Annotated in this window: 22 protein-coding genes; 9 read left to right on the forward strand and 13 right to left on the reverse strand. The window is 71.2% G+C overall.

The genetic code is table 11. The features are described from left to right. Nucleotides 1-18 precede the first annotated feature (18 nt). Genes LHA35_RS20960 through chrA (LHA35_RS20970) form a run of 3 tightly spaced genes read right to left on the reverse strand, consistent with a single transcriptional unit; the run spans nucleotide 19 to nucleotide 2705 of the window. Nucleotides 19-951: a DUF1259 domain-containing protein gene (locus LHA35_RS20960; RefSeq protein WP_111472193.1), complete on the reverse strand. Its 933-nt coding sequence runs from the start codon at nucleotides 949-951 to the stop codon at nucleotides 19-21. A 48-nt stretch (nucleotides 952-999) separates the two neighbouring features. Next, a complete protein-coding gene (locus tag LHA35_RS20965; protein ID WP_111472192.1) occupies nucleotides 1000-1422 on the reverse strand; it encodes a hypothetical protein in 423 nt (140 codons plus the stop codon). Further along, nucleotides 1419-2705: a chromate efflux transporter gene (gene chrA, locus LHA35_RS20970; RefSeq protein ID WP_243634752.1), complete on the reverse strand. Its 1287-nt coding sequence runs from the start codon at nucleotides 2703-2705 to the stop codon at nucleotides 1419-1421. The genes LHA35_RS20965 and chrA (LHA35_RS20970) overlap by 4 nt, the downstream gene beginning before the upstream one ends. A 438-nt stretch (nucleotides 2706-3143) precedes the next feature. Between chrA (LHA35_RS20970) and LHA35_RS20975 the strand changes: the two genes are divergently transcribed. Continuing rightward, on the forward strand, nucleotides 3144-3467 hold the full coding sequence (locus tag LHA35_RS20975; protein ID WP_165839043.1) for a PepSY domain-containing protein: 324 nt from the start codon (nucleotides 3144-3146) through the stop codon (nucleotides 3465-3467). Nucleotides 3468-3523: 56 nt separating this feature from the next. Here the strand turns inward: LHA35_RS20975 and LHA35_RS20980 are convergent, their stop codons facing one another. The 5 genes from LHA35_RS20980 to LHA35_RS21000 all read right to left on the reverse strand — a co-directional run bounded on the left by LHA35_RS20980 (nucleotide 3524) and on the right by LHA35_RS21000 (nucleotide 7538). Beyond that, a complete protein-coding gene (locus LHA35_RS20980; protein WP_111472189.1) occupies nucleotides 3524-3919 on the reverse strand; it encodes a Rap1a/Tai family immunity protein in 396 nt (131 codons plus the stop codon). Further along, on the reverse strand, nucleotides 3916-4509 hold the full coding sequence (locus tag LHA35_RS20985) for a superoxide dismutase (protein WP_111472188.1): 594 nt from the start codon (nucleotides 4507-4509) through the stop codon (nucleotides 3916-3918). The genes LHA35_RS20980 and LHA35_RS20985 overlap by 4 nt, the downstream gene beginning before the upstream one ends. A 135-nt stretch (nucleotides 4510-4644) precedes the next feature. Continuing rightward, nucleotides 4645-5901 carry a chromate efflux transporter gene (gene chrA / locus LHA35_RS20990; protein WP_111472187.1) on the reverse strand — a complete coding sequence of 419 codons (1257 nt, stop codon included), beginning with the start codon at nucleotides 5899-5901 and terminating at the stop codon, nucleotides 4645-4647. Nucleotides 5902-5971: 70 nt separating this feature from the next. After that, the gene (locus LHA35_RS20995) at nucleotides 5972-6565 is read right to left on the reverse strand and encodes a chromate resistance protein ChrB domain-containing protein (protein WP_111472186.1); all 594 of its coding nucleotides are present in this window, start codon (nucleotides 6563-6565) and stop codon (nucleotides 5972-5974) included. A 4-nt stretch (nucleotides 6566-6569) separates the two neighbouring features. Beyond that, nucleotides 6570-7538, reverse strand: coding sequence for a Fe-Mn family superoxide dismutase (locus tag LHA35_RS21000; protein WP_111472185.1), 969 nt, complete (start codon nucleotides 7536-7538; stop codon nucleotides 6570-6572). 168 nt (nucleotides 7539-7706) lie between these two features. On the opposite strand from LHA35_RS21000, the gene LHA35_RS21005 reads away from it, so the two are divergent. From LHA35_RS21005 to LHA35_RS21015, 3 genes are all read left to right on the forward strand, one after another. Beyond that, a complete protein-coding gene (locus LHA35_RS21005) occupies nucleotides 7707-8990 on the forward strand; it encodes an MFS transporter (protein ID WP_111472184.1) in 1284 nt (427 codons plus the stop codon). Then, on the forward strand, nucleotides 8987-10036 hold the full coding sequence (locus LHA35_RS21010; RefSeq protein ID WP_111472183.1) for a chromate resistance protein ChrB domain-containing protein: 1050 nt from the start codon (nucleotides 8987-8989) through the stop codon (nucleotides 10034-10036). The genes LHA35_RS21005 and LHA35_RS21010 overlap by 4 nt, the downstream gene beginning before the upstream one ends. Before the next feature lie 144 nt (nucleotides 10037-10180). Beyond that, nucleotides 10181-10579 (forward strand): hypothetical protein, encoded by a 399-nt coding sequence (locus LHA35_RS21015; protein ID WP_111472182.1) that lies wholly within the window; start codon nucleotides 10181-10183, stop codon nucleotides 10577-10579. 114 nt (nucleotides 10580-10693) lie between these two features. Here LHA35_RS21015 and LHA35_RS21020 read toward each other — a convergent pair whose 3' ends face one another. The 5 genes from LHA35_RS21020 to LHA35_RS29085 all read right to left on the reverse strand — a co-directional run bounded on the left by LHA35_RS21020 (nucleotide 10694) and on the right by LHA35_RS29085 (nucleotide 13703). After that, entirely contained in the window at nucleotides 10694-10849 is a 156-nt protein-coding gene (locus LHA35_RS21020; RefSeq protein ID WP_165839042.1) for a hypothetical protein, read from the reverse strand. 109 nt (nucleotides 10850-10958) lie between these two features. After that, a complete protein-coding gene (locus LHA35_RS21025; protein ID WP_111472181.1) occupies nucleotides 10959-11903 on the reverse strand; it encodes an ABC transporter ATP-binding protein in 945 nt (314 codons plus the stop codon). Between the two features lie 3 nt (nucleotides 11904-11906). Beyond that, nucleotides 11907-12554 (reverse strand): cytochrome c biogenesis protein CcdA, encoded by a 648-nt coding sequence (locus tag LHA35_RS21030; RefSeq protein ID WP_111472180.1) that lies wholly within the window; start codon nucleotides 12552-12554, stop codon nucleotides 11907-11909. Next, on the reverse strand, nucleotides 12554-13363 hold the full coding sequence (locus LHA35_RS21035) for an ABC transporter permease (RefSeq protein WP_111472179.1): 810 nt from the start codon (nucleotides 13361-13363) through the stop codon (nucleotides 12554-12556). The genes LHA35_RS21030 and LHA35_RS21035 overlap by 1 nt, the downstream gene beginning before the upstream one ends. Further along, nucleotides 13326-13703 carry a hypothetical protein gene (locus LHA35_RS29085; protein ID WP_128080123.1) on the reverse strand — a complete coding sequence of 126 codons (378 nt, stop codon included), beginning with the start codon at nucleotides 13701-13703 and terminating at the stop codon, nucleotides 13326-13328. Before LHA35_RS29085 ends, LHA35_RS21035 begins: the two co-directional genes overlap by 38 nt. A 390-nt stretch (nucleotides 13704-14093) precedes the next feature. On the opposite strand from LHA35_RS29085, the gene LHA35_RS21045 reads away from it, so the two are divergent. The 5 genes from LHA35_RS21045 to LHA35_RS29090 form a co-directional block, all read left to right on the forward strand. Further along, a complete protein-coding gene (locus LHA35_RS21045; protein ID WP_111472178.1) occupies nucleotides 14094-14708 on the forward strand; it encodes a hypothetical protein in 615 nt (204 codons plus the stop codon). A gap of 287 nt (nucleotides 14709-14995) precedes the next feature. Then, a complete protein-coding gene (locus tag LHA35_RS21050) occupies nucleotides 14996-15385 on the forward strand; it encodes a hypothetical protein (RefSeq protein WP_111472177.1) in 390 nt (129 codons plus the stop codon). 27 nt (nucleotides 15386-15412) lie between these two features. Continuing rightward, nucleotides 15413-15988 carry a transglycosylase SLT domain-containing protein gene (locus LHA35_RS21055; RefSeq protein ID WP_111472176.1) on the forward strand — a complete coding sequence of 192 codons (576 nt, stop codon included), beginning with the start codon at nucleotides 15413-15415 and terminating at the stop codon, nucleotides 15986-15988. A gap of 10 nt (nucleotides 15989-15998) precedes the next feature. Beyond that, the gene (locus LHA35_RS21060) at nucleotides 15999-16214 is read left to right on the forward strand and encodes a hypothetical protein (RefSeq protein WP_111472175.1); all 216 of its coding nucleotides are present in this window, start codon (nucleotides 15999-16001) and stop codon (nucleotides 16212-16214) included. Between the two features lie 3 nt (nucleotides 16215-16217). Beyond that, on the forward strand, nucleotides 16218-16375 hold a 158-nt coding region (locus LHA35_RS29090), incomplete at its 3' end, for a VirB3 family type IV secretion system protein (protein ID WP_226611769.1).

The following is a 16375-nucleotide window of genomic DNA, read 5'->3' on the forward strand; positions in this document are numbered from 1 at the left end:
CGCGGCGGCAGCGCTCGCTCAGCGAGACGCCTGCGCCGAGTTCGTACGCTCCAGCGCCGCGCGCAGGCCGCGGGCGAGCTTCTCCGCGTCGTCCACGCCCCAGAAGTGCATGAAGAACAGCCGAGGCTCCTCGTGCAGCATGTGGTTGTGCAGCGCGGTCACCTCGATGCCGTGCTCGACCAGGGCCCGCTGCACGGGCACGACCTCGTTCGCGGTCAGCACGAAGTCGCCCGTGGTCGCGGCACGACCCCCGCCGGCGGCCTGGAAGTTGATCACGGTCGGCATGCCCATGGCGGTGGGCACCTCCATCCCGCGCTCGGTGATGCGCTCGGCACGCGGGACGTTGACCTGGTACACCCCGCCGCTGGCGCGCCCCTCTCGGCCGAGGGCGCGGGCAATGGTCGCGGTGTCGAGCCCCTCAATGCGGTCATCGCCAGCCGACGCGGCTGCACCCTGCAGCGGTGTCGCCGTCTCCTGCAGCGCCGCACGCAGCGCGGTGGCGAGCCGCGCTGGATCGCCCTGGCCTGCGACATGCAGGTACATGGTCGTGGGCTCGGCACGCAGCAGATGGTTGTGCAGCGCCGTCACCTCGATCCCGCCCTCGGTCAGGCGGCGCATCACCGGTGCGATCTCACGTTGCAGCAGGACGAGGTCACCCATCACCATCAGCTCCTGCCCGTGCGGGTGGAAGGCGAGCCAGGAGCCGAGTGCGAGGCCGGGGCGGATCTCGACGCCGTCCACCGTGACCTTCAGGTCGGTGCGCGGCAGCGCCACCCGATAGACGCCGCCATCCTGCTGGGTACCCGGCTTGCCGAGCGTGGACGCGACGGTGCGCTGCCAATCGGGTGGGCCGCCGGCACCGGCACCCTGGTGCTGCGCGTGGCCCAGGCCGACCGACGCCGCGAGGGCGAGCCCGGCCAGCGCGGCGTGAAACATGAGCTTAAATGACATTGCCGTTCTCCTCTGTTGTTTTCGCCCAAACTCTTGGCCCGGTGACGGTCAGCCGCCGGCGCCGCCTTCGTGCCTCCGGATGAAGACCGGGAAAGGTCGGTCCGTTTCGCTCTGGCGCAGGCTGACCTCGTCGCCGGACACCCAGACCTGGAAGCACTCGTACCCGGTGGCGGCCGGGTCGCGCCGCCGACACAACCGGTCACGCTCGATCCGCCACCGGCCCAAGCTGCGGCGGCCCATGTCGGTCAGGACCAGCACGCCGTCGCCGCGGTAGTACTCGCCCCAATGGAAGTCGTCGGTGATCTCGCGACCGACGACGCGCGCGCGGATCTCCGTGGCGGACAGACGGCGGAAACCGTCCCGTTGCGGCTCGGCCGCCGCGACGGCCCCGAGCCACGCCGCGCCGAGCAACAGCCCGGCCGCCGCAGCAGCGGGGATCCCGAAGGCGGGAAGGCGGAGCCGGCGCGTCACAAGCCCGCCATCCTCAGGACAAGGCCCGCCGCAGCCGTCACGCCGAGGGTCCGCAGCAGCCCGATCTTGAAGCCGAACAGGCAGGCCGCGGCCAGGGCCGCGAGCGCCAGGGCGAGCGGGTCCAGGCTGCCGAGGACCGGCATGTCAAGCGTCGCCGGGCCGATCTCCACCCGGCGGACGTCTGCGAACAGCACGCGCAGACCGAACCAGAGCGCCAAGTTGGCGATCACGCCCACCACCGCTGCCGTCACCGCGGCCAGGGCGCCCGTCAGTGCGCGGTTGTTGTGCAGCCGTTCGACGTAGGGGGCGCCGAGGAAGATGAAGGCGAAGCAGGGCGCGAAGGTGACCCACACGGTGAGCAACGACGCCAGCACGCCCAAGACGAGCCCGCCGGCGCCATACCCGGCCAGGAAGCCGACGAACTGGAGGACGAGGATCAGCGGGCCGGGCGTGGTCTCGGCGAGGCCGAGGCCCACCAGCATCTGGTCCGCGGTCAGCCAGCCGTAGCCCTGCACGGCCTCCTGCGCGACGTAGGCGAGCACGGCGTAGGCGCCGCCGACGGTCACCACCGCCATCTTCGAGAAGAACCAGGCGACATCGGCGAGGACCCCGCCGCCGAGGGCCATCAGCGCCGCCACCGGCAGGACCCAGAGCGCGACCGCGACCCATCCGGCGCGCCAGGCGCTTGCCGCGAGCCGGGCCGGGCGCCCAGGGTCGGCGGCGAGCACCGCGTCCAGCACGGCCGGGGAACCGTCCTTCGCCGAGCCATGGCTGCCGGCGCGGAAGTGCCCAGGCGCCAGATAGCCGATCAGCGCCGCAATCAGCACCACGACCGGGAAGGGCACGGAAAAGGCGTAGAGCGCCAGGAAGGCGGCGCCGGCCAGCGCCCATGCCTCGTTCGTCTTCAGCGCCCGCCTGGCCACCCGCAGCAGCGCCTCGATCACCAGCACCAGCACCGCGGCCTTGAGGCCGAAGAACAGCGCCGCGACGATCGGCACCTCGCCCAGCGTCGCATAGAGGATGGACAGCCCCAGCATGACTGCCACGCCCGGCAGCACGAACAGCGCGCCGGCGGCGATGCCGCCCTTCACCCCGTGCAACAGCCAACCGAGATAGGTCGCGAGCTGCTGCGCCTCCGGCCCAGGAAGCAGGGTGCAGAAGTTGAGCGCATGCAGGAAACGCGCGTCGGAGACCCAGCGGCGGTCGTCCACCACCTCGCGGTGCAGCAGCGCGATCTGTCCGGCCGGACCGCCGAAGGAGAGCAGGCCGATCTTCAACCACACTCGCAAGGCTTCGCCGAAGGTGGGCAGACCCGGCACCTCGGCCGGCGCTGTGGCGGGCGCGCCGGAGGCGGTGCCGGCGGAGGCCGGTTCCGCGGCCGCTGCTGCCGAGCCATCCGCCGCCGTCATTGCGGCACCCGCGCGTCTGGCAGCGTGTGGCTGCAGGTAATTTTCGAAGCCGTCATGCGTCCTTTACCCCTGTCGGTTTGCCCGCCCTGGCCGGTGGGCGGTCTCGGCAAAAAACCATCGCGAAGCCACCACCGGACCCGGCAGGGATGCCGGGCGAGCCAGCGGTGGAAGGTTGCGATGATACATCTTGCCTATCACATTGGAAACTCGCTTCACCTGTATCAGTTTCTCCTCCACCCCGCTCGGTGGCGCGATGGACCGACCCCACGGCCTCAGGCGCGGGGCAGGACTCCCAAACCCAGGAGGCAGAGCATGAGACGTACCAAGTTCGGCATGATCGCGACGCTCGCGGCGGTCCTCGCCGCCGCGCCGGCCCTGGCGCAGCAGCAGCGGCAGGGCCAGGAGGCGAGGGAGCACAACGAGCAGGAGATCCAGCTCTCCGAGGTGCCGCAGGCGGCGATGCAGGCGGCGCAGCGGGCGCTCGGTGGGGTGCAGATCACCGAAGCGGCGAGGGTGACCGTCGACGGCCGCCAGCTCTACGAGCTGGAAGGCAAGGACGCCTCCGGTCGCGAGGTCGAGGTCTACGTCACCGCGGACGGAACGGTCGTCCGCCGCGAGACCGAGCCGCGTCGCTGACGCCCGGCCGACCGGGCGTGGTGCGGCCCCATGCGGGCCGCACCACGTTCGCCGGCTCAGGCGCACGGCCAGCGCTCCCGGAGCGCTGCCGTGGCGCCGGCCAGCATGTCGAGGTTACGGAGTTCCGAGTGCCGCTGGGCCCACGCGACGAAGGCGCGCGCGAGGGTCTCCGGGTCGTAGTTCGGATTGCACAATCCGCCCCGGTGCCCCCCCTTTCCGAAGGCGGTGAGCGTGTCGGCGACGCCCATCAGGTACGCGGCGCACCAGCTCCCCGCCTCGCCGTTCTCGGCCTGGCAGGCACGCTCGAGCGCGAGCGTCGTGCGGCCGTCCGGCGCGCGGGCGGCCGCCGCCCCGCCGCCGGCCAGCAGGAGAAACACCCCCATGGCCACCCGGACGGCGCGGAGCGCGACCGTGCCGGCCCTCCTCGGCACTCTGAGGGCCGCGCGGCTCATGGCCCGCGCGCCTCGTCGAGGAGGCGCCTGACGCTGCCCCAGTTGATCGCGGCCATGAAGGCACCGACGTAGTCGCCGGCCTTGGCGCCGTAGTCCATGTGGTAGGAGTGCTCGTACATGTCGAGCGCCAGGACCGGCGTGCTGTCCGCCACGGTCGTCGTGTGGTCCGCGGCCCAGGCGTTCACGAGCCGCCGGTCGCGCTTCGACCAGGTCAGCAGCACCCAGCCCGAGCCCCCGGCCTGCGCCTTGCCCATGGCCACGAACTCGGACCGCCAGCGCTCGACGGAGCCGAAGTCCCGCGCGAGCGCCTCCTGGAGGACATCGTCCGGCCCGCTCTCCTCCCCGAGCGAGGCGAAGAACACCTCGTGCAGGATCATGGAGTTCATCGCGATCAGCTGCTCGCGCTTGAGCCCGTTGACCACGAAGCCCGGCGCGCCGTCGAAGTCCAGCGAGGCGAGCTGGTCGGCGATCGAATTGAGGCGCTTCACCGCGCCGCCGTAGTTGTTCTCGTAGTGGCTGACGATGAGCCGCTCCGACATGCCCTTGATCCGTGCGGGATCGCAGGCGAGCGGCTTCATGGCGTAGAGCATTCGGGCCTCCCGTTTCGCTGCAGGGTCCTGATCTCGAGGCGGCCGAACCGCGCCGCGCCGCCGCCCGCCCCGATCCACCCCCGGCGACACGCGTGGGATCCGGCGGGCCTTCTGTTCATCGCGGACCTCCCTCGCTCATCCCTGGCCCCCGAACAGCAGCCACCCGGCGAGGCCGGCGCTGAGGACGACGAAGACCACGTTCGTCTTCGCCTTCCAGAGATAGAGGACGGCCAGCGCCGCGCCGAAGATCGCGACGGCGGGCAGCACGCCCGGCACGTTCCCGAGCGTCTTGTGGGCGAGCTCGACCGTCGTGGCCGCGATGAGGCCCACCACGCCCGCCGACACCCCCTCCAGGAAGGTCCGCATCGCCTTGTTCTCGACGAGCCGCTCGAGCTGGTCATGGAAGAGGAGCGAGAAGCTGAAGGCCGGCAGGAAGATGCCGACCGTCATCGCGACGGCGCCGAGCGGCCCTCCGCCGAAGTAGCCGACGAAGGTGGAGAAGATGATCAGCGGCGCCGGCAGGATGCCCGAGAGCGCGAGGCCGTCGAGGAACTGCGCGTCGGTCATCCAGCCGTTGCCGACCGCGTCGTCGCGCAGGAACGGAATGACGGTATAGGCACCGCCGAAGGTCAGCAGGCCCGCCTTCAGACCAGAGAGGAACAGGCCGATGAGCGATGCGCCCTGGCCAACAGACTCGGCCGGCGCGGCCGTGCCTCCGGCAGGCTGCGCCGGGGCACCCAGCAGGAGCCAGGCGTAGTACAGCGCCACGGCGGCGAACGCCACGGCCAGAAGAACGGCCAGGGCGCGCCGGCCGCTAGCCGCCAGGACGTAGAACAGGCCGGCGGCGGGCAGCGCGATCCAGAACGGCGTGCCGCCGAAGGCGGCGAGTCCCGTGGCGATCGCAATCCCCCACAGCCATCCGTCGACGACGATGTGGCTGCCAATTCTGTGCACGGCCGCCACGATCAGCGCGATCACCGCCGGCTGCACGCCCAGGAAGGCGGCGCCGAGTGCCGTCCGGGCGAGGTCGGTCGAGAAGTAGAGCCAGGAGAGGGCGAACATCAGCACGAAGCCCGGCAGCATGAAGCCGAGGCCCGCGAGGAAGCCGCCCAGCCGCCCGCCCGGGAGCGTCCCGAGGAAGACGCACAGCTCGTGCGCCTCCGGGCCCGGGAGGACCTGGTAGACCGCGAGCAGCCGGTTGAACCTCGGGCTCGAGACCCACCGCTCCTCCTCGACGAGCTCGCGCCGGATCATCGCGATCTGCGCCACCGGTCCTCCCCAGGCGAGGAAACCGAAGTGCAGGAAGCGCCAGAAGATCTGCGCCTGCGAGAGCCGCGGGGGAGCGGCCTCCGCCCCGCCCTCGGCGGTGGACGCGGACGCGTCGGTCTTCATCTGTGGGTCCGCCGCTGTCGTGCTACCGGATTCTCGTTCTGCGAACGCAGGTGCCCCATCTGCCTTGGCTTCACCGGCTCTTGGGCGCGCCGGGCCTGGCTATCGGCGTGTGGGAGGGCGGATCGCTCGCCGGAAAGGACTCCTCCGACGCCTCCTCGACGACGTCCTGGCCCACTGCGTTCACCGGCCCTTCGGCGGATGCGGCGGCCTTCGGCGGCGTCCAATTGTGCACCTCGCCGGCGTCGCCGCGGCACCAGGCGTAGAGGGCGTCGTAGATCACCATGCCCTGCTCCAGCATGGCGTGGTCATCGGGGATGATCGCCGACAGGCCCATCGAGATCGCATGCAGGCCGGAGGCCTCCGGGGCGAGGTCGTGCCGCGCCGTGTCGGCGCCGCGCACGATCACCGCCAGCCGATGCAGCGCCGGGTCGTCCAGCCGGTAGTGCTGCAGGAAGGCATCGAAGGTGCAGAGCTCGCCGTCGTGCGAGAAGGGATCGGCGCCCGGAATGTCGTACGGCGTCGCGCCGGTCTCCTTCGCCACGGCAAAGACTCGGTCGGTCGGTACGTAGAGGAACTCGGCGGCCGGGTCGACGAAGCGCCGAATCAGCCAGGGGCAGGCGATGCGGTCGATCTTCGGGCGCTCGCGGGTGATCCACGTGGCCATGGCGTCAGGCTCCCTGTGTGACGTTGGGGGGCAGAGGCGCGGCCGGCGCCCCGATGGCGTGCCAAGCGGCGATGCCCCCGGCGAGGACGCGGGCGTTGAGGCCGCGCCGGCGCAGCGCGGCGGCCACATCGCCGCTGACCTGAAAGCCGTAGACGCAGTAGGCGACGATAGGCCGGTCGTGCGGCAGGGCCTCCGCCCAGGATGCGATGGCCTCGGGATCGCGCCAGCTGGACCCGGCGATCCGGTCGGCGGCGCGGGTCAGATCCTCCGGCTTGCGCACGTCGAGCACCGTCACGGGCTCGCCGCTCGCCAGCATGTCGCGCACACGCTCGGGTGCGATGGCATCGCTGCCGCCGTGGTTCTCGCCCGAGGCGGCAGGGGTGCTCACGGCGGCCTGGTGGCGCCGGCCTAAGCGCTCCCAGTGCAGGTTGCGCATCACCGCGTCCACGTAGTCGCCGGCGCGGGCGCCGAAGTCGAGGTGGTAGGAGTGCTCGTACATGTCGAGCGCGAGGACCGGCACGCCGCCGGCCAGGCCGTGCGCGTGGTCGGCCGCCCAATGGTTCACCAGCCGGCCCAGGCGCGGCGACCAGGCCAGCACCACCCAGCCCGAGCCGCCGGCGAGCGCCTTGCTCATAGCGGTGAACTCCGTCCGCCATCGCCCGACTGAACCGAAATCGCGCTCGAGTGCCGCGGCGAGGTCCCCGGCGGGGTCGCCGCCCTCGCCGCCGAGGCCGTCGAAGTAGACCTCGTGCAGGATGACGGAGCCGGCGGCGATCAGTTCTTCGCGTTTCAGTCCATTGATCTCGAAGACGGGCGCCGATCCCCAGTCGAGTTCGCCCAGGCGCCGCTCGATCGCGTTCAGCCGTCGCAGCGCCCCGCCGTAGTTGTTCTCGTAGTGGCTGGCGAGCAGCCGCTCGGAGAGGCCCTGCAGCCGCGGGGGCTTGAACGGCAGCGGCGTCACGGTGTGCGGCACGGGCGCTTCCTCCGGGGTGATCGGTCGGTTGCCGCGGAGGGTAGGCAGAAAATTGATCAAGATACAAGTGTTTCATGTTTACTGATATGAGATACATATGCCATATCGGTTGCGAAGTGACCGCACCGGGCAGGCCCGCCCGGACGTCGCAGGGAGGAACACCACGGCATGGACGCCGCCACGGGCGATATCCGCCGCATCCTGTGGGCCCGGGCGCTGCGCGCCTTCGGCGACGGCTACGTCGCCATCCTGCTGCCGGTCCACCTAGCCGCGCTCGGGCTGGACGCGCTCGCGGTCGGGGCGATCTCCACCGCCACCCTGCTGGGCTCGTCGCTGCTGACGCTGGCGCTCGGGGCGGTGGGCCACCGCATCCGCCGGCGTCCCGCCTTGCTCGCCGCCAGCCTGCTGATGGCCGCCACCGGCCTCGCCTTCGCTGGGGTGGAGGGCTTCTGGCCGCTGCTGCTGATCGCCTTCGTCGGCACGATCAGCCCGACCGGCGGGGATACCGGCGTCTTCCTGCCGCTCGAGCACACGGTGCTCGCCCAGTCCGTGGCCGAGGCCGACCGGACGGCGGCCTTCGCGCGCTACGCCTTCGTGGGCTCCGTCGTCGGGGCCGCCGGCGCCCTCGCGGCCGGGCTGGTGGACTGGCTGGGCCCGTGGTTGGGCCCGGCCGCCGTCACCGATGCCCTCTTCGCCTTCTACGGCGTGCTGGGCTTGGTGAGCTTCCTCCTCTACCGCGGCTTGTCTCCGCGCGCCGAGGCCACGGGCGAGGCGCCGCCGGCGCCCCTCGGGCCGTCGCGCCGCCGCGTCTACGGCTTGGCGGCCCTCTTCGCGCTGGACAGCTTCGGCGGCGGCTTCGTCGTCAACTCCCTGCTCGCCCTGTGGCTCTCCGAGCGCTTCGGTCTTGAGGTCGCGACCGTGGGCGCGGTCTTCTTCGCCACGGGGCTCTGCTCGGCCGTGTCCTACTTCGCCGCCGTGCCACTCGCCCGCCGCTTCGGCCTGGTGAACACCATGGTCTTCACCCACCTGCCCTCGAGCGTGTTCCTGATCGCCACCGCCTTCGCGCCGACGGCGTTCCTGGCCTTCGCCCTGCTGGTCCTGCGCGCGCTGCTGTCGCAGATGGACGTGCCGACCCGCTCCTCCTACGTGATGGCGGTGGTCGAGCCGCATGAGCGGCCGGCGGCGGCCAGTGTCACCGCCGTGCCGCGGGGGCTCGCCTCCGCCGCCTCCCCCCTCCTGTCGGGCTGGCTGATGGGGCTGAGCGCCTTCGGCTGGCCGCTCGTCCTCGCCGGAGCCGTGAAGATCACCTACGACCTGCTGCTGCTGCGGGCCTTTGCGCGGGTGAGGCCGCCCGAGGAGACCGCCCGGGCCACAGCCAGGCTGCGCGGGAGCAGCGTCACGCCGCCACCGGGTGCCGTCCCGGCGCGGATGGAGGATACTCGGTCGGGATGAGCTCCAAGTCCAAGGCCCCGCGACCGCCCGACCCTGCCGCGGCGATCTCCGCCGAGAGCGGGACGGGCGAACGCTGGCTCCTGCTGGTGTTCCAGCTGCCGGCCAAGCCGGCCTACCTGCGGGTCAAGGTCTGGCGCCGCCTGCAGGCGCTGGGCGCGGTGGCGGTGAAGAACGCGGCCTACGCCCTGCCCGCCACCGCCGAGGCGCAGGAGGATTTCGGCTGGCTGGCCAAGGAGATCACCGAGGCCGGCGGCGAGCCGCTGGTCTGCGAGGCGCGGCTGGTGGAGGGCATGACTGATGCCGACGTGCGTGCCCTCTTCGACCGTGCCCGCGACGCCGACTACGAGGCGCTGGCCGAGGAGGCCCGCCAGCTCGCCGCCGAGGCCGAGGAGGCGGGCAAGGCCGGGGAGGCTCCCGGCAGCGATGCCCGCTCCCGGCTCAGCCGGCTCCGCTCGCGGCTGGACCAGGTCGCGGCCATCGACTTCTTCGGCGCGCACGGGCGGCAGGCGGTCGAGGGCTTGCTCGCCAGCTTGACGGCGCGCTTGGCCGCGCAGGACGAGGCCCAGGCGGCCCCTCCCCCGCAGGCGACGGCGGCGCCGGCCGAAGCCTTGAGAGGCCTGATATGGGTCACCCGTGCCGGCGTGCACGTGGACCGCATCGCCTCGGCCTGGCTGGTGCGTCGCTTCATCGACCCAGAAGCGCGCTTCCGCTTCGTCCCCGGCAAGGCCGCCGAGCTAGGCCCGGGCGAGGTCCGCTTCGACATGGCGGAGGCTGAGGTCACCCACGAGGGCGACCGCTGCACCTTTGAGGTGCTGCTCGGCCGTGCTGGCCTTTCAGGCGACCGGGCGCTCGCGGCAGTGGCGGAGATCGTGCACGACATCGATCTCAAAGACGGCAAGTTCGGCCGGCCTGAGGCCGACGGCGTCCGCACCCTGATTGGGGGCCTCTGCGCCGCGACCTCGGACGACGAGGAGCGGCTGCGGCGTGGCGCGGAGATCTTTGACGACCTGCACCGCTACTTTGACCGACCGCCGAGAGGCCGTTAGCTCCCTGCGCTGCCGAAGACTACGCCCATGGCACACACTTCGCCATTGGCCGACAGCAACGGCGAAATGATGGCCTTACGGTCTCGAGCGCTATTGGGACATCCCGGCCTCATACCAGCCCCGGGTCCGCCGGGCGATGCGCACGTGGCAGAGTTCGGCCTGCTGCGAAAGGCGCATCCGCTGATCTCAGCGCGCCTGGCCTGCATCGCGCATCCGATCGGCGCGGCGGCCCTGTTCTTCATCGGCGCGCCGGCGGCGGCAGCGTTCGTGCTGCTGCACGGTGCCGGCAACGGCGTGCTGACCATCGTGAAGGGCACGCTGCCGCTCGCCATCTTCGGCCCGGAGGGCTACGGCCTGCGCCAGGGGCTGCTCGGCGCGCCGTCGCGCTTCATCCAGGCTTGTGCGCCGTTCCTGTTGGGGCTGCTGATCGACTGGTACGGCGCGGCGTCGGTCGCCGTCTCGGCCGCGTGCTGCTTGAGTGCCTTCATCGCCTTGATGGCGCTTCGGCCTGTTCGCCCCTCCGTCACTGAGCGAACGGTCTGAGGCCAGACGCCAGTATCAGATTTTATGGGAAAGCGGGCTATGCCCTACTGCGCTGGAGTGCAGCATATCGACACAATATGTGGTATTCAAGATTGACTTTTGCCGCAAAATGTGCTATATGGCACTGCCCTTCAGTGCAGCGGCCTTTCCCGCTGCACTGAAGGGCAGTGCCAGGAAAAAGCGACGCAAACCACTGATCTTAAAGGCTTTTTTGCCGTTTGGCAAAGCCTTGTTTTGGTTGCGGGTACGAAAATTTTTCTTCGGCTTCATCGGAGAGCTCCTGAAGGGGTTGATCCTGGAGCTGATTATACACCAAATCCTCGGCTAACTGTAGGAAATCATAGGCTTTTCCTCGAATTCCGTTGCGCTCGGAAGCCCATCAGCTCCGGCGAAAGAGATCGAGGAAGACCTGCTCCAGGTCCGCCTGGCTGGTCGTGAGGTCGCGCACGACCAGTCCGGCGGACTGGACGGCCGCAAGGATTTCGTCCGCCGCGCCGCTGCTTCGCCCGTAGCGGAAGACCAGCGCCTGCGGCCCCGCCAGTACCGGATGGAAGCGGCAAAGCGCCTCGGGCACCTCCGCCAGGGGGACGGCCAGCTCGATGGTCAGTGCCTTGTCCTCCACCCGCCGCAGCAGGGCGTCGGTCGTGTCGTTCGCCCGAATCTCGCCATCGGCCAGCACCGCGATGCGGTCGCACAAGGCTTCGGCTTCGTGGAGGTAGTGCGTTGTCAGCAGCACGGTCGTGCCGGCGCGGTTGAGGTCCTGGACATAGGCCCAGAGCTGCTGGCGCAGCGCGACATCGACGCCGGCGGTCGGCTCGTCGAGCACGAGAACCGGCGGATGGTGGACCAGCGCCTTGGCGACCATGAGCCGCCGGCGCATGCCCCCGGACAGGCTGCGGGCGGGCGCGTCTGCCTTGTCCGCCAGGCCGAGCGCTGCGAGTAGCTCGTCGGTGCGTCGCGCCAACTTGGGGATGCCGAAGAGGCCGGCCTGCAGTTCGAGCGCCGCGCGCGCCGGGAAGTACGGATCGAGGGTCAGTTCCTGGGGCACGACGCCAATGGATGCGCGCACTGCTCGGGGCGCCACGTCGGGATCAATGTCCCAGACCCGCACCTGGCCGCTCGATTTGCGGACCAGCCCGGCCAGGATGTTGATGAGGGTCGATTTGCCGGCCCCATTCGGCCCGAGCAGGCCGAAGATGCTGCCCCGTGGGATGGTCAGGCTCACGCCCTTCAGGGCGTGCTTGCCGGCCCGTCCACCACTCCCGGAATAGACTTTTTCGAGGCCTGCGATCTCGATGGCGGCGGCCGGTGCGCCTTCCCCCATCGGTCAGCCTTTCAGGCCGAGATAGATCGACCAGGCGCCGAACAGGGCGAGCAGAAGGCCGATGGCGACCGGCACGCGGGCGGACAGCCCCATCAGCTGGTCGATCGCGCGGCGCGCGGGTGCCCAGAGCAGCGCCAGGGTCAGCGGCAGCGACAGCGCCAGGCCGAACAGCGCCAGCATGAAGAATCCCTGGGCCACCTGCGCCGACCCACCGACTGCCGCCGATCCGAGCACCACAGCCAGCAGGGGCGCGGCGCAGGCCGGGATGTTCAGGCCGAACAGCACCGCCAGCGCCGCCGCCCCGCCGGTGCCCGACAGGCGTCCCAGACTTGGCCCGAGGGGGCGCATGAGCCGCCCGGCATGGCCGGTGAGATAGACCAGGCCGAGCACGACATAGAGCGCGCCCAGCCCCACCCAGGCAGCCCGCTGGAAGCCGAGGAACGCAGTGCCGACGAGCGCGGCCGCTGCGCCGAGCAGGCCAACCATGACGGCGCGGGTGAGCGTGAACACCACCGCCTGCATCACCTTCGTGGCAGCCGGGCGGCCCTCCACCAGCTGCAGGAACAGCAGGCTGGAGCCGATGGAGCAGGGCTCGATGAAGCCGAGCAGCCCCAGGCCCAGGGGCAAGAGGACGCCGGAGATTCCGTCCATCAGGCGGTCAGCCGCCAACCGGCCGTCATGAGCCGCCAGCTCACCACGGCCAGGAGAAGATTGGCGCCGGCCATGACCGCCAGCCCGACGGCCAGCGAGCCATCAGCATGGCCGGTGATGCCGTAGCGGAAGCCGTCGATCATGTAGAAGAACGGATTGGCATGCGCCACCGCCTGGAAGGACGGTGGCAGGTCGGCGACCGAGTAGAAGGTGCCGGACAGGAAGGTAAGCGGCGTCACGACGAAGCTGGTCACCGCGCCAAGGTGGTCCATCTTCTGTGCCCACAGCCCGCCGAGGATGCCGAGCAGCCCGAGCAGCAGGCAGGCCGCCAACGCGTGGAAAACGACGAAGCCCGGGTGCGCGACACGGAAAGAGACGAACGGCCCCATGGCGAGGGCGACGGCCGCACCGACCAGCAGGCCACGCGTCACCGCGCCCAGGGCGAAGCCGGCGACGAGCTCCATCGGCGAGAGGGGCGCCACCAGAAGATCGACGATGTTGCCCTGGACCTTGGCGATCAGGAGCGAGGAGGAGGTGTTGGCGAACGCATTCTGCGCCATGGTCATGACGACCAACCCCGCTGCCAGGAACTCCAGATAGGATACATCCCCGATCGGCTGCGGCGGACCGCGCCGGCTCATGACAACGGCAAAGACGGCGAGAAAGAGGAGCGTGGTCACCACCGGCCCGGCCACCGTTTGCGCCGCTACCGCCAGGAAGCGGCGCACCTCGCGGCGATAGAGGGTCCAGAGGCCGATCCAGTTGATCCCTTCAGCCGTTATCGGTCCTTTGGGTTGCGGCGCTGCCATAGCGCAAGCCTGGCCCTTTCCATGGGGGGAAGGTCAAGGCGCCGCCGCACGGGTCGGCCTGTTGCACCGTCGGGCCGGTCAATAGACGCCGATCAGCTTCACGCCGGCGATCACCAACACCACCCCGAGCGCCTTCAGGATGCCCGGCGGCCATCGGCAGGAAACCGCCCTCGCGCATGCCGCGGATGACCTCGGAGGTCGGGATGTAGGCGTAGCGCGCGCTGCGGCTCTCGTGCGCCTCCGTGGCAAAGGCGGAGGGCGCGAGCTTGCGGATGTCCTCGTCCGACAGCGGGGTGACGCCGTTCGGGCGGAGGATCGTGGTGCGACCGATGAAAGACATTGGTGCCAACCCTTTCTCTTCCTGCGCAGCGGGAAGCAGCCCCGCTGCTTCCCTGGCGTCGCCGAGACCGGGGAAGGAGGGGTGGCATGCGGGCGGGCGCGGCCGGGCCCCGGAGGGAGCGTGGCCCTTTGGGCCATGCGAGCGAGGGGTCCTGCCGCGCCGTAGACCGCGTGCCGAGGGGCACCTTGGGGCGGCGCCCCGTGGTGCCCCGCGCGGGCCGCGTCCGCGGCCAATGTCCTGCGTCAGCGGCCGTGACCCGGAGGGCGGAGACATGCCCGGCATGGCTCCGGGAGCGGCCGGCGGCTGCGAGTAGGGTGCGGCCCCCGGAAGCGGGGGAGACGCCCAAAGGCCGCTTGGACGCAGGGCCGACGGAGCCGATACTGCGCGGGCATGGACAAGCCAGAGGACGCCACGACAGGAGGTGGGCAGCGGACGCCCTGGGACCTGCACCCGGCGCTGACCGAGGAGCGCCTCTCGGCCTGCGCGCGCCTGCTGGCCCGCGGTCGCGCCGACGCCGTCGCCATGGCCGATCCCTGGGCCGGCGACGACGCCTGGTCCATCGGCTGCCGAGCCTACTCCTTCTCACGCAACCGGCTGCGCCAGGCGGCCGAGGGCGGGCGCTACCGCTGGCTCGGCGTGCTGGATCACACGCACCACTTCGTCTTCCTCATCGACGGCGTGCCGGTGCGCTTCTTCCGCGGCGACGCGGAGGAGCCCTCGAAGCGCACGCTCCGCCAGCAGGAGAGCGAGGCGCAGCAACTGGCGCTGGCCCTCGGCGACGCGGGCGGGTCGGAGGGGCTGATGTTCCGCCTCGCCGTCGAGACGGGCGAGGACGGCGAGGTGACGCGGGTCGTCTTCCTCGCGCTCCGCGGCGAGGAGGGCCAGGTGGAGTGTTTCTGGCCGGTCCCGCTCGATAACGCGGACTTGTCATCTCCAGCCCGACGGAACGCCGGGGCTGGACTGGCACCCCCACTGGCTGCTGCACTGACCCGGCGCGGCGGCTGAGTCCCGTCTCGACTTTCTGACCGTTCTTTCGAGTCCAGTTTTGTTCTTCACGGCAGAGTGAAGAAAAGTCCTACCTCTCGGGCCGAACTTGGATCGGATTGCATCTTGTATGCGCTCTACCACCATCGGTAGCATCGCCCGTCTCCGCCCCTTCGGAGCCGGACCACAGTGCAGCTTTCGGTAGTTTGCGCCCCCGCCGCGTCCCTCTCCCCGCCCAGCCAGGGCCTCGCCCGGATTGCGGAATTCGCTAGCCTCCCGCCGGCACGAATCGGAGGAGCGGTCGGGGGTTGGGCGACACGCTCGGCGAAGCGGATCTGCGCGAGGGATTGCTCCGCGGCGGCCGGATCGAGGCCGCCGTCGTGGTCGCGCGCCGCGACCCGGACGGCGGCGTGGACCACGTGCCCTACCTCCTGCCCTCCTGGCGGCGCGGCTACGTCGCCATCGCGCTCTTCCGCGGCCCCGGCGTGCGCGGCTGGCGCGACCTCGACCGGCTCCTGCGCTTCCTCCGCGACGACATGTCCTACAAGCTGCCCGTCTCGCTCCACGAGGAGGACTGCCCCCGCCTCGCGCGGCTGCGCTCGGTCCTGCCGCGCGGCGCCACCACGAAACACGTCAAGGCCAACGACAGCCCGTTGCCGGCCGGCGTGGACGTCCCCGACCCGCCGCCGCCCGAGTAGCGACCCGCGCCGCGCCGGCGGTGCGCGGTGACCGGCTGCGAGGCGCTCGCCGGCCTGGCGCTGTTCCTGTGCGTCGCGCGCGACCCGCGCTGCCTGCCCGAGGAGCACCGGCGTCTGTTGCCCGAGCTCGCGGCCGTCGCCGAGCGGGAATCCGGCTTTCGCCCCTTCGCCATCCGCGACGAGGCGACGGGCGAGAGCCTGTTCCCGACCACGCGGGCCGAGGCCGTGGCGGTCGCCGCCGCGCGCGACGCGGCGGGCAGCACGCTCGGGCTCGGCTGGTTCCAGATCACGCACCGCGCCAACTGGCGCCGCCACGGCCTCACCGTCGAGACGGCGCTGGACCCCTGCGAGAACATGCGCGCGGGCGCGGCGCACCTGGCCGGCAACCTGCGGGACGCCGCCTTCCAACTCTACAACAGCGGCCGCGTCGGCGGCGCGCCGGGCTACGCCGCCGCGGTCGCCCGCCGCGTCGGGCAGCACGCGGCGGCGCTCGCCGCCGGCCCCGACGGGCTCGCCGGCGCCAGCCAGGCGCCGGTCCCCCCTCCCCTCCTCCCCGACCTGGGTCGCGGCCGCCCGGGACGGGACCTCGTGACCGGCCGGTAGGAGATCGCCCATGGGTGGCGGAGACGTCCTGACCCGCGCGCTGACGGCCCTCGCGCAGTTCCTCGTCGGTCCCTTCGGGATCGCCTTCATCATCGCCTGCGTCGTCATCGCCTTCCTCGCCGCCGCTGCGCGCATGGCGCCGCCCTCGGCCGGCTTCGTCGCGATGTTCTTCGGCGCCGCCGCCTTCACCGGCGCCTATTTCGTCAACACCTTCATCGGCAGCTGAGCGATGTCCCCCGCCGCCAGCCGCGACACGCTGTTCCTCGCCGCGACGCGCCCGGCGATGCGGTGGGGCGTGCCGATGGAGGGCTACTACCTCAACCTCTTCGGCACCTGGCTCCTCGGCATGGTGCTCGGCAGCCCGCTCTGGTGGGCCACCTTCTTCGT

The organism is Roseicella aerolata (assembly GCF_020523605.1).
In the GTDB taxonomy this organism is placed as follows: Bacteria; Pseudomonadota; Alphaproteobacteria; order Acetobacterales; family Acetobacteraceae; genus Paracraurococcus; species Paracraurococcus aerolatus.